The following is a 12,928-nucleotide window of genomic DNA, read 5'->3' as shown; positions in this document are numbered from 1 at the left end:
CATGGGCACCATCCTCGCGTGTGTGGGGAGCAGTTGTTCCGCGAAGGTGCGGGCCTGGTCCCGGTGGGGCCATCCACGCAGGTGCGTGGAGCAGCAACGCTGTCATCACGGCACAGGCCATCAACACGGGACCATCCCCGCGCGCGGGGAGCAGACGCACTCTTCCGCGAACAGCACGGTGTAGTCGGGACCATCCCCGCGCGTGCGGGGGCAGATGCCGCCGGAGCCGACGCTGTCTAGCTGCGCGGGACCATCCCTGTGCGTGCGGGAGCAGGCGCTGATGGAACCACTCGGGATCCACGCGCAGGGATCATCCCCGCCTGTGCGGGGAGCAGTTCTTCTCGGTCTGCTCGGTCTCGTCGTGGGCGGGACCATCCCCGGGTGTGCGGGGAGCAAGGGGACCACACCCTCACCCCGTACCGGGCGCAGGGATCATCCCCGCGCGTGCGGGGAGCAGTCGTTTTGCTCAGGGATCCAGGCTTCCATGGTTGGATCATCTCCGCGCGTGCGGGGAGCAGAGATGGACCTCGCTCCGCACGGGAGCGTCGGGGGGATCGTTCCCGCGGGTGCGGGGAGCACAGCCCGGCCTTACGCCACTGCGTCGAGTACTCGGGGCCATCCCCGCGGGTGCGGGGAGCACGCGTACGACGCCGGCGCGGTCAGCCCGCGTGGGGGACCATCCCCGCGGGTGCGAGGAGCACACCGACATGTTCGGCGGTGAGCACCACCCCCAGGGACCATCCCCGCGGGTGCAGGGAGCACACGGTCATCACCTGTGGGTTGATGACGTCGAAGGGACCATCCCCGCGGATGCGGGGAGCACACCCGCTCCGGCGGCACCGAACGACAGCCCTGGGGACCATCCCCGCGGGTGCGGGAAGCACAACTCCAGGTATTCGGCGTGGTCCATGGCCTCGGGACCATCCCCGCAGGTGCGGGGAACACGGACAGCCGTAGACGCCGTGGATCGGAGCGACGGGACCATCCCCGCGGGTGCGGGGAGCACTTGGCGCCACCGGCGCCGCCATTGTTCGCGGTGGGACCATCCCCGCGGGTGCGGGGAGCACAACATCCCGCCGGCCGCGAACGAGGTGTCGAAGGGATCATCCCCGCGGGTGCGGGTAGCAGGTCATGCACGGCACCGGCGAGAACCGCGAGACGAGACCATCCCCGCGCGTGCAGGGAGCAGAGGTCCATCATGTGGGCCCACCGCTTGGTCTGGGGGCCATCCCCGCGCGTGCGGGGAGCAGGCGACGATCTCCCCGACAGAGGACGGCGTCCTGGGACCATCCGCGCGCATCGGGGAGCAGACCGACTACACCGAACTTACCGGCGTGCCGCGGGGACCATCCCTGCGCATGCGGGAGCAGGCCTCCGTGGACGCGCACCTTGTACTCGTTGTGAGGGCCATCCCTGCGCGTGCCGGGAGCAACGACGTGCCCGGGCACGTCTTCCCCAAGAACGGGAACCATCCCCGCGCGGTGCGGGGAGCAGCTGCGCCACCGCTCGGTGTCCGCCACGGACTCGGGATCATCCCCGCGCGTGCGGGGAGCACAGCCTCCTGGAACTGCCTGGCAGGATCGCCGAGGGACCATCCCCGCGGGTGCGGGGAGCACCGAGGGTCGTGCGCGATGAGCCCGGAGGGCCCGGGACCATCCCCGCGGGTGCGGGGAGCACGTGCGCCTCGACAACGGCGCGGGTCCACGCGAGGGACCATCCTCGCGGCTGCGGGGAGCACATGGGCACCGGCACCTCCGCCCGGGCAGGCAGGGGACCATCCCCGCGGGTGCGGGGAGCACTTCTCCAGCGCGGCCACACGGCGGGCCAGGCTGGGGAACATCCCCCGGGGGTGCGGGGAGAATGGATGACCGGCACAGGGTCCCCCGGGACCATCCTCGCGGGTGCGGGGAGCACCGCGTGCAGGATCAGGTGCAGTGCCGTACGGGTGGGACCATCCCCGCGGGTTCGGGGAGCACATGGTCAGGGAGTCCGTCAGGTGGGGCAGCCGGGGACCATCCCCGCAGGCGCGGGGAGCACCGCTGGCCAGCGCCTTCGGAGTTGAGGCCGCTGGGACCATCCCCGCGGGTACGGGGAGCACGGCGGTGTGTAATCCGGATCGTGCCACTTCTCGGGACCATCCCTCGCGTGTGCGGGGAGCAGCCACCCCAAGGGTGGCAGCGGGGGCTTCCGACGCAAGTATCCCCGCGCGTGCGGGGAGCAGACGCATTCTTCCGCGAACAGCGCCGTGTAGTCGGGACCATCCCCGTGCGTACGGGGAGCAGCGTGCGGCAAGCGCGGTGAAGGTGAGCCCGTAGGGACCATCCTCACGGGTGCGGGGCGCAGGTGAAGGTCTTCCGACCCACGGTGGTCTGCTCGGGACCATCCCCGCGCGTGCGAGGAGCAGATGAACCCTGAGCAGTCCCACGAGGGCTTGCCGGGACCATCCCTGCGCGTGCGGGGAGCAGATCCACGAACTGATGCAGGAACAGACCGGCTGGGGACCCTCCCCGCGGGTGCGGGGAGCAGGGCACCTTCCTGGCGCCGACGAAGTTCATCGAGGGGCTATCCCCGCGCGTGCGGGGAGCAGAACCGCATCACCTTCGCGAGGCGTACGCCGCCGGGGCTATCCCCGCGGGTGCGGGGAGCAGGTCGTGAACTCGGCGCGCGCCATGTACATGTTGGGACTATCCCCGCGTGTGTGGGGAGCAGGGCGCTGATGGAGTCGCTCGGAATCCACGCGCAGGGATCATCCCCGCGCGTGCGGGGAGCAGCCTCCAGTCGTGCATGGCCTTTATGACGTGCGGGGACCATCCCCGCGCGTGCGGGGAGCAGCCGGAACGGACGCCGAGGAGGAGGAGGAGCTCCGGGGGACCATCCCCGCGCGTGCGGGGTGCAGGGCTGGGTGTTGTGTCTGGATCGGCCTGTGAGAGACGTGTTCGTTTGTTTGGCCTGTTAGGGGGCTCGTTTCCCGGTAGGCATTGTGCATGACGAGTGGGGAAGCCGGTTGCGGTCTGTTGTCGTTGTTGGGGGTGCCGGCGCGGTCGGTGTGGGCGAAGCATGATCGTGATGGCGATGGGTGGATGCCGTTGTGGCGGCATATGGAGGACAGTGCGGCTGTTGCCGGGTTCCTGTGGGATGAGTGGCTGCCCGCTGGTGTGCGGGCGCTGATTGCCGGGGTGTTGCCCGGTGGTGAGGCGGATGGGCGCAGGCTTGCGTTGTGGCTTGCGGGGGTGCACGACGTCGGCAAGGCCACTCCTGCTTTTGCCTGTCAGGTGGAGCAGCTTGCCGATGGGATGCGTGAGCAGGGCCTGGAGATGCGTTCTCGGCAGGCGATGGGGCCGGATCGGCGGCTGGCGCCGCATGGGCTGGCTGGCCAGGTGCTGCTGGGGGAGTGGCTGCAGGAACGACACGGTTGGCCGGCCCGGCAGGTGGGCCAGTTCGTGGTGGTGGTGGGTGGGCATCATGGTGTGCCGCCGGACAGTGGGCAGATCAAGGCCTTGTACGAGCATGAGGAGTTGCTGCGTACGCCTGGCCGCAGTACCGGGGTGTGGCGGCAGGTGCAGACGGAGTTCCTGGACGCCTGCGCGAAGCGCTTTGGCGTGTGGGAGCGGTTGGAGGCGTGGCGGGCGGTGAAGCTGCCGCAGCCGGCGCAGGTGTTGCTGACGGCGGTGGTGATTGTGGCCGACTGGATTGCCAGCAACCCGGATCTTTTCCCGTACGTCCCGGATACGGGCTCTGCCGGGGGTGAGGAGCGTCTGGCGGCGGCGTGGCGTGGACTGGACCTTCCCGCGCCGTGGCGGGCAAAGGAGCCGGTCGGTTCGGTGCAGGAGTTGTTCGCCTCGCGGTTCGGTCTGCCGGCCGGGGCGACGGTGCGTCCGGTGCAGGAAGCCGCGGTTCAGCTGGCCCGGGATATGGACGTACCGGGGTTGATGGTCATCGAAGCCCCGATGGGAGAGGGCAAGACCGAGGCCGCGCTCGCCGTGGCTGAGGTGTTCGCGGCGCGCTCGGGCGCGGGTGGTGTGTTCTTCGCGCTGCCGACGATGGCGACGGGCAATGCGATGTTCCCGCGGCTTTTGGAGTGGCTGAAGAGGCTGCCCGCCGACGGAGGTCCTCGTCACTCCGTGCACCTCGCCCATTCCAAGGCGGCTCTCAACGAGGACTTCGCCCCCCTGCTCGCCCGCGGCGGGCACGTTAGGGCAGTCGAGGTGGACGCCGAGATCCCGGCAACCCGGCCCGGGGGGCAGGAGTCGCAGCGGGCGGGGGCCGAGCTGGTGGCTCACGCCTGGCTGCGGGGCCGTAAGCGGGCGATGCTGGCGTCATTCGTGGCCGGCACGGTCGATCAGCTGCTGTTTGCGGGGCTGAAGAGCCGGCACCTGGCTCTGCGTCACCTGGCGGTGGCGGGCAAGGTCGTGGTGATCGACGAGGCGCACGCCTACGACACGTACATGAATGTCTACCTGGACCGGGTCCTGGCCTGGCTGGGCGCCTACGGGGTGCCGGTCGTCGTGCTGTCCGCGACGCTGCCCGCCGGGCGCCGCCGCGAACTCGTGAACGCCTATGCGGGTGCCTCCGGTGCGGGCGTGGAAGCTGGGGTGCCGGAAGGCGAAGGCGCCTATCCGCTGCTGACGGCGGTGGCACCGGGCGGCGTGCCGGTGGTGCGGTGCCCGCAGGCCTCGGCCCGCAGCACGGACGTGCAGGTCGAGCAGCTGGCCGACGGCACGCAGGTGCTGGCCGAGCGGCTTGAGCGGGAACTGGTGGACGGGGGCTGTGTCCTCGTGGTCCGCAATACGGTCAAGCGGGTACTGGAGACCGTCCGCGTGCTGCGCAGCAGATTCGACGACGACGAGGTCACGGTGGCCCACTCGTGCTTCGTTGACCTGGACCGGGCGGCAAAGGACCGCGACCTGCTGCAACGCTTCGGCCCCCCGGACAAGGCGGAGGGCCGGCCCACAGGCCGGCACATCGTGGTGGCCAGCCAGGTGGCCGAGCAGTCCCTGGACGTGGACTTCGACCTGCTGGTCAGCGATGTGTGCCCGGTCGACCTGCTGCTGCAGCGCATGGGCCGGCTACACCGGCACCAGCGCGGCAAGCGACAGGAACAGCGGCCCGAACGGCTGCGCCAGGCCCGGTGTCTGCTGACCGGAATGGACTGGCAGGCGCAGGTTCCGGTCCCGGTGCGGGGATCCGTCGCGGTGTACGGGGCGTATGCACTGCTGCGGTCAGCCGCGGTGCTGCTGCCCCCCCTTGACGGACCACGTCGCCCGGTGCGGCTGCCGGCGGACATCAGCCCACTCGTACAGGGCGCCTACAGCCAGACACCGGCAGTGCCCAAGGAGTGGGAGACGGCGCTGGAGGAGGCGAGAGGACGGTTCGAGCGGCACAGGGCCGACCAGTCGGAGCGGGCGGCCGTGTTCCGTCTCGGGGAAGTGGGCCGGCCCGGACGGCCGTTGTTCGGATGGGTGGCTGCCGGAGTGGGCGACGCCGACGACACCCGAGCCGGCCGCGCCCAGGTCCGTGACAGCCGGGAAACCCTGGAGGTGGTGGTCGTACAGCGGCGCGCGGACGGCGCTCTGGTGACCCTGCCGTGGCTGGGCACGGATGAGAAGGGGCGGCAACGCGGGGGACTTGAGCTGCCACAGGATCAGGTGCCCGCCCCGTTCGCGGGCCGCGCGGCGGCGAGCTGCGGGCTGCGCTTGCCGCTGCAGTTCTCCTACGCACAGACCCTGGATGCCGCGATAGCGGAGCTGAAGCAGCTGCATGTGTCTGCCTGGCAGCGCAAGGACAGCACGTGGCTTGCCGGCCAGCTGATTCTGGCGCTCGATGAGGATTGTCAGACCTCTCTGGCAGGCTTCCACCTCCGATACAGTCCTGCTGATGGCTTGGAGGTGACCCGTGCAGAGCAGCGGAAGTGACAACGCGGGCCCTGGTGATGTGGGTATCCCCGCTGGCGCGGGGAGCAGTGGAACGTCTCGCCCAGCACGTCCTTCAGACTGGGACCATCCCCGCATTCGGGGAGCAGCGATCGCATGGTACGTGAAGCGCATCTGAGCGTTTCGGCTCGGCCTTGGCGTACGCATGCACGGTGCACAGACTGGTTCAGGCGTCTTTCGACGGCCAACGGCTTCCCTCAGCCCACCGGGCCAGAGGCAGACCCGCTACAGCCGAGATCGAGCCCGCTAGAGCTGTGGCCACGCTCCATCTGGCGGTTTCGTCTTCGGCACCTCCCAACGGGAGGCAGCGGCCCAGCATGAGGCCTAACCAGAAGATCACGACAACAGCGGTTGTCACCAGGATCCACCGAATCCAACCATTCAACCTTCTCCAACTCCCTACTTCCTTCAGACTGTTGCTGAATGAGTGAGCGCACTCTAGAGGATTGGAGACTCCATGCGGTACTCCAAAGCCCGCGTTGGAACAACCTGCCTGGTCATGGACCCGTGCGTGAGGGGCGGTCAGAGTCCATCGAGGACATTTGATGACACGGCTGATGTAGCCGATTCGTCTGCTCGGCACGGATGTCAGACCCCTCTGGCAGGCTTCCACCTCCGTTACAGCCCAACTGATGGCTTGGAGGTGGCCCGTGGCTGAACCGCCGGGGGAGGGCACGGCCGGTGTTCCGTTATTCGATCTGACGAGCCGGCCGTGGATCGACGTCCTCACCGATGACGGCCGGCAGGTGCAGTTGTCGCTGCGGCAGGTGTTCGCTCAGGCCGGCGCGGTGCGCCGCATCGTCGGGGATCTGCCGACGCAGGAGTTCGCGCTGATACGCCTGCTGCTGGCCATCGCCCATGACGCCCTCGATGGCCCGGACGATCTGGAGGACTGGGCCGACTTGTGGGCCGACCCGCAGTGTTTCACCGCGGTGGACGCGTATCTGGATGCGCACCGTGAGCGTTTCAACCTCCTGGACCCACTCGCCCCGTTCTTGCAGACGGCCGGGCTGCGGACGGCGAAGGACGAGGTGTTCTCCCTCAACCGGATCGTGGCCGATGTGCCCAACGGGGAGCCGTTCTTCACCGCGCGGATGCCGACGGTGGAGCGTCTGACCTTTGCCGAGGCGGCCCGCTGGGTGGTACACGCGCACGCCTACGACACCTCGGGCATCAAGTCCGGTGCGGTCGGGGACGACCGGGTCAAGGGCGGCAAGGTGTATCCGCTGGGCACCGGCTGGGCGGGCGGTCTCGGCGCCGTCTTCGCGGAAGGCGACAGCCTGCGCGAGACGCTGCTGCTGAATCTGATCGCGGCCGACACCGACACCCTGGAGTTCCCGGCAGGTGACCGGCCGGCCTGGCGGCGCGAGCCGTGCGGGCCGTCAGGCGGCGAGCGCACGCCCACCGGGCTGCGCGACCTGTACACGTGGCAGTCGCGCCGGCTGCGCCTGCACTACGACCCCGACGGCGTCACCGGGGTCGTGCTCGGCTACGGGGATCCGCTCGCCTCGCGCAACATGCACCGGCGGGAGCCGATGACCGCCTGGCGGCGCAGTCAGGCGCAGGAGAAGAAGCTGCGCCAGTCGCCCGTCTATCTGCCCCGCGAGCATGATCCGGCCCGCTCGGCCTGGCGGGGGGTGGCCTCGCTGGTCGCCGACCGCGCGGAAGCGGGCCAGGGCGCAGAGGCGGCTGCGTATCTGCGGCCCGGGGTGCTGGAGTGGATCGCCCGGCTGGTCACCGAGGGGGAGTTGCCGCGTGACTTCCTCATCAGGGCCCGCGTGATCGGCGCCTCGTACGGGACCCAGCAGTCCGTGATCGACGAGTTGGTGGATGACCATCTGGCGATGCCGGTGCTGCTGCTGCACCGCCAGGAGCGCACCTATGCCCGCCAGGCGATCGGCGCCGCCGAGGACGCCGACCAGGCGGTGCGCGTTATGGGGGACCTGGCCACCGACCTGTCCCGCGCGGCCGGATCCGAGGGAGAGGGGGCCCGGGCGGCGGCCCGGGACCTGGGCTTCGCCGCCCTGGAGAACCCCTACCGTGCCTGGCTTGCCGGCCTGGCGGACGCCGGTGACCCGTTCGAGCAGCGCACTGTCTGGCAGCAGAGCGTGCACGAACTGGTCGGCCGGCTCGGGGACCGCCTCATCGCCCAGGCCGGGCAGGCCGCCTGGCAGGGCAGGACCATCCCCGCCAAGAGCGGCGCGCTGTGGCTGAACGCCGGTCTGGCCGACCGGTGGTTCCGCGGCCGCCTGGCCACGGCGCTGGGCCGGCCGAACGGCTCGGAGCGGCCCCCTGCCGACGGCTCGCCGCCTCCACCCGACCCGGCCATGACCGACCCGAAGGTGCCCGCATGACGACCGCCACCGACCCACCCACCGTCCGTGCGCGGGTAGCCGAACTGGCTGCTGCCCGCATCACCATCTGGCAGGAGGGCTATCTGCGCGACCGTCCCAAGGACGTGGCCGCACTGGCCCGTCTGCGGCGCGGCGCGGGCCGGGACGCCGGACAGCTCCCCGATTTGTGGACGCTGGTCGACACCACCGCGCTGCACGCCCGCCTGGACGGCGTCCGGCCGCTGCGCGAGGAGGAGCTGGTCCGCGCCGAAGACGCCCTGCACGTAGCCCTGACCCTGTGGGCGCTGCACCAGCAATCCCGCCCCGCTGGCATGCACCGCCCCCACACCGCCCGGCGGCCGGCCGGCCTGGGCGCGGCCGTGCGGCGTCTGATGCCGCCGGACGGTATCGACGAGCCCGTCCGTAAACGCCTGGTGCGCGCCGGCCTGGCAGCCGACCTCACCTCGCTGTCCCAGCGGCTGCGGGACCTGGTCGTTCTGCTGCGCCGTGCGGACATCCCCCTCGACTACGGCCTGCTCGCCGGGCAGCTGTACGCCTGGCAGTGGCCCGCAGGCGCCGACCAGGTCCGCCGTGAGTGGGGCCGCTCCTTCCACGCACGCCAGGAACACGAACCCCCCGCCCCCGGCGACAACGCCACCACCGCCAACAACACCGTCAGCAGCCCGGACCGTGACAAGGACGCCTCGTGACCCGCATCTTCCTGGACATACACGCCCTGCAGACCGTCCCGCCCAGCAACCTCAACCGCGACGACACCGGCGCCCCGAAAACAGCCATCTACGGCGGCGTACCGCGTGCCCGCGTGTCCAGCCAGGCCTGGAAGCGGGCCACCCGCACCCATTTCTCCGGCGAGCAGCTGCTGCAGCCCGAGGAGCTCGGCGTGCGGACCAAGAAGATCGTGGAGGTCCTTGCCCGGCGTATCACCGTACTCGATGCCGCCCTCGACGATGAGCAGGCGCTCACGATCGCGGACGAGACGGTGAAAGCGGCCGGCCTGAAGACCGAAGTGCCCAAGCGGAAAGCCGATGCGGCCAAGGAATCCGGGACTGCTCCGGCGCCGGAGGCGAAGTATCTCGTCTTCTTGAGTGCCCGGCAGCTCGACGGTCTGGCCCGCCTCGCCATCGAGGGAGCTGGCGACATCACGGCGTTCTTCAAGGAGAAGAAGAACAAGGACCGGGCCAAGGACCTCGCCGACAGCCGCCACTCCGTGGACATCGCCCTGTTCGGCCGGATGGTCGCCGACGCCGCCGACTTCAACGTCGACGCTGCCGTCCAGGTCGCCCACGCCATCAGCGTCCACCGGGTGGAGACCGAGTCCGACTACTACACCGCCGTCGACGACGAGAACACCGAGGAGGAGACCGGCGCCGGGATGATCGGCACCATCGACTTCAACTCCGCCACCCTCTACCGGTATGCGGCCCTGGGCGTGCATCAGCTCGCCGCCAACCTCGGCCACGGCCTGCGCGAGGACGAACCCCGCACCGAGCCGGTACGGCGCGCGCTGGAGGCGTTCATCCACGGCTTCATCGCCTCCCTGCCCACCGGGAAGATCAACACATTCGGGCATCACACCCTGCCCGACGCCGTCATCGTCAAGCTCCGCACCACCCGCCCCATCAGCTTCGTCGCCGCCTTCGAGGATCCGATCCGCGGTGACCAAGGCGGCCACGTACGGGAAGCCGCCGACCGGCTCGCCGCCTACATCCCCGACATCGAACGCGCCTACGGCCAACACGACACGACCCTCACCTGGATCCTGCGGGTGGGCCCCAACACCCTCAAACTCGCCGACCTCGGCACCGAGTCCGACACCCTCACCGAACTGATCACCGCCGTCGGCCAGGCCGTTGTCGAGCGGCTGGAGCAGCCCGCATGAGCGTGCTCGCCCTGCGGCTGGCCGGCCCCCTGCAATCCTGGGGGGCCTCCTCCCGCTTCACCCGCCGCACCACCGAGTCCGCCCCCACCAAAAGCGCCGTCATCGGCCTGCTCGCCGCCGCCCAGGGAATCGACCGCGACGACCAGGCGCGGCTGGCCCCGCTGGCCGCCCTGCGCTTCGGCGTGCGCATCGACCAGCCCGGCACCCGCATCCGCGACTTCCACACCGCACACCACGGCGCCACCGGCAAATCCATGCCGCTGTCGGAACGCTTCTACCTCGCCGACGCCGTCTTCGTCGCCGCCCTGGAAGGCGACCACACCCTGCTCACCGCACTCGACGCCGCGCTCCGTGCCCCGGTGTACCCGCCCTTCCTCGGCCGCCGCTCCTGCCCACCCGCCCAACCCCTCGAACTCGGCCTGCACGAAGGCACCCTGGAGGATGCCCTTCAGCACGTGCCCTGGCAGGCCTCCGCCTGGTACCGCAGACAGCACCGCTCCAGCCCGCCCCAGACACTGACCGTCCTGCGGGAAGCAGCCGCCTACGAACACGGTGCCGCCAATACCCTGCGCGACCAGCCCCTCAGCTTCGCCGCCGCCCACCGACGCCACACCCTGCGCACCGTCGTCACCACCACCGTGCCGCTGCCAGGAACCACCCCAGCTCGACTGCAGCACGACCCCTTCGATGCACTAGAGGACGAGAACAGCTGATGTACCTCACCCGCTTCCGCCTGAACACCGCCCGACCCGGCGCCAGGCGCCTGCTGTCCTCGCCACAGAGCATGCACGCCGCGGTCATGTCCTCATTCCCCGCCCTGCTGCCCACCGACACACCACCACCAGACGGGCCCCGGGTCCTGTGGCGCCTGGACCACCAGGCCCGCGCCGAAGTCCTCCTCTACATCGTCAGCCCCCACCGCCCAGACCTGACCCACCTCGTAGAACAGGCCGGCTGGCCCGCGGCGGCCACAGCCGACCCCCCAGTACCCGGATGGCTGACCAAGGCGTACGCGCCCTTCCTCGACCGCCTGACCGCCGGCGGCCAGTGGGCCTTCCAGCTGACGGCAAACCCGGTCCACACCATCCGCCGCCACGACAACGAGCCACGCAAAATCACCGCCCATCTCACCCCCATCCACCAAATGAGGTGGCTCCTCGAGCGCCAGGACCGCTGCGGATTCCGCATCCTCGAGAAGGCCGACAACCAGCGGCTGCTACCAAGCGGCACCACCCACCACGGCAAACAAGAGCACTACGGCGACCGTTACGAACTAACCGTCCACGACCACAAAGCCCTCTCCTTCGACAAAACGCGAAACCCCAACGGGGTCAAAAAAGGCAAGCCGGTCAACCTCGTTACCGTCACCTTCGACGGCCGACTCGAAGTAACCGACCCCCAAGCCCTGCGCCGCACCCTCGCCCAGGGCATTGGCCGGGCCAAGGCCTACGGCTGCGGCCTCATCACCCTCGCACCCCTCGCCCGGCAGACACCATGACCGCGGTCTCCCAACACTCCGGCGCGCCCGCAGGTATGGCCCCAGCTCTCATCTGGGTCAGCAGGCGGCACAACCTGCTCCCCGCGTCCGCGGGGATGGTCCCAACGACGGCCGGAGCTACCGGAACTACGAGTACTGCTCCCCGTGCCCGCGGGGGATGGTTCCGACTGGTACTCCGCGCTGGTCATGCCGGGCCCCGCTCCTCGCGCCCTCGGGGATGGTCCCGCCGGGTCGTCGGTGAGGACGTACCAGGCATCCTGCTCCCCGCGCCCTCGGGGATGGCCCCATCCACGACACCAAGCACAACCCCTACGAGGACTGCTCCCTGGGCCCGCCGGGATGGTCCCGAGGTGTCGCCTGGGTCGGCGAGAGAGGTGTCCTGTTCCCCACGCTGGCGGGGATAGTCCTGCGGATGTCGTCCCCGGTGGCCATACGGGCGACCTGCTCCCCACGTCTGCGGGGCCTACAGGTCCGACCGGCGCGCACCGTCGAGAGACTGCTCCCCGCGTCCGGGGGAGGGTCCCGGCTTTGTCGGCACCGAGGCGGAGTGGCTCGCGTGCTCGCCGCGGCCGCCCGGGGAGGGCCCTATGGTGTGGTTCGGTTGGAACGAGCAGCAGGTCTGCTCCCCGCGCCCGCGAGGATGGTCCCCCGGACCGGTTTCACCTCATCCTGACCTCGTCCCTGCTCCCCGCACCCGCCGGAATGGTCCCCCCATGGGTAACCCCCTGGGGTGTACGGAGGTCTGCTCCCCGCACCCGCAGGGATGGTCCCTGGAACACGCCGCGCGGGTTGTTCTTGATGTCCTGCTCCCCGCGCCCGCGGGGATGGTCCCGCTACGTGCAGGGCCTCGGTGTCTACGGCGCCTGCTCCCCGCGCACGCGGGGATGGTCCCGCGGTCATCGTGCCCGTGAAGCCGGACTCGAATTGCTCCCCGCCCCGCGGGGATGGTCCCCACGTCATGCGGGCCGGGTCGATGCCCATGCTCTGCTCCCCGCGCCCCGCGGGGATGGTCCCGACTCCGAGCTGGAGGAGATGTTCCACGACAACTGCTCCCCGCACCCGCGGGGATGATCCCACGGGCCAGGACTTGGCGTGGCTGGCGAAGAACTGCTCCCCGCGCACGCGGGGATGGTCCCGCGTCCACGATCAGGTGCGTACTTTGAGGCGTAGGGCCTCCCGAGCACCCCGCACGACGCCGGCAAACTGGCGGACCTGGTGGCAGCCCGGGCCGACCGCGGCCGGCTGCTGGGGCAGCTTCACCTCTCCT

At 70.3% G+C, this 12,928-nt stretch carries 6 protein-coding genes and 1 CRISPR repeat array; all 6 genes read left to right on the top strand.

Annotated features, from left to right (window positions below; all coding sequences use genetic code 11):
• Positions 1-132: 132 nt before the first annotated feature.
• Positions 133-2,891: direct repeats of the CRISPR family, unit length 29 nt; unit sequence GGGACCATCCCCGCGGGTGCGGGGAGCAC.
• Positions 2,892-2,984: 93 nt separating this feature from the next.
• The 6 genes from cas3 to cas6e all read left to right on the top strand — a co-directional run bounded on the left by cas3 (position 2,985) and on the right by cas6e (position 11,661).
• A complete protein-coding gene (gene cas3 / locus M2163_RS04985) occupies positions 2,985-5,912 on the top strand; it encodes a CRISPR-associated helicase Cas3' (RefSeq protein WP_280893189.1) in 2,928 nt (975 codons plus the stop codon).
• A gap of 668 nt (positions 5,913-6,580) precedes the next feature.
• On the top strand, positions 6,581-8,284 hold the full coding sequence (gene casA, locus M2163_RS04980; protein WP_280893188.1) for a type I-E CRISPR-associated protein Cse1/CasA: 1,704 nt from the start codon (positions 6,581-6,583) through the stop codon (positions 8,282-8,284).
• A complete protein-coding gene (gene casB, locus M2163_RS04975) occupies positions 8,281-8,973 on the top strand; it encodes a type I-E CRISPR-associated protein Cse2/CasB (protein WP_280893187.1) in 693 nt (230 codons plus the stop codon). The genes casA and casB overlap by 4 nt, the downstream gene beginning before the upstream one ends.
• The gene (gene cas7e, locus M2163_RS04970; RefSeq protein ID WP_280893186.1) at positions 8,970-10,163 is read left to right on the top strand and encodes a type I-E CRISPR-associated protein Cas7/Cse4/CasC; all 1,194 of its coding nucleotides are present in this window, start codon (positions 8,970-8,972) and stop codon (positions 10,161-10,163) included. Before casB ends, cas7e begins: the two co-directional genes overlap by 4 nt.
• Positions 10,160-10,876 (top strand): type I-E CRISPR-associated protein Cas5/CasD, encoded by a 717-nt coding sequence (gene cas5e, locus M2163_RS04965; protein ID WP_280893185.1) that lies wholly within the window; start codon positions 10,160-10,162, stop codon positions 10,874-10,876. Before cas7e ends, cas5e begins: the two co-directional genes overlap by 4 nt.
• Positions 10,876-11,661 carry a type I-E CRISPR-associated protein Cas6/Cse3/CasE gene (cas6e, locus tag M2163_RS04960; RefSeq protein WP_280893184.1) on the top strand — a complete coding sequence of 262 codons (786 nt, stop codon included), beginning with the start codon at positions 10,876-10,878 and terminating at the stop codon, positions 11,659-11,661. Before cas5e ends, cas6e begins: the two co-directional genes overlap by 1 nt.
• The last annotated feature ends 1,267 nt before the right edge of the window (positions 11,662-12,928 follow it).

Origin of the sequence: Streptomyces sp. SAI-135 (genome assembly GCF_029893805.1) — a bacterium.
In the GTDB taxonomy this organism is placed as follows: Bacteria; Actinomycetota; Actinomycetes; order Streptomycetales; family Streptomycetaceae; genus Streptomyces.
Note: the sequence above shows the minus strand (reverse complement) of the source record. Positions and strands in the feature narration are given on the sequence as shown.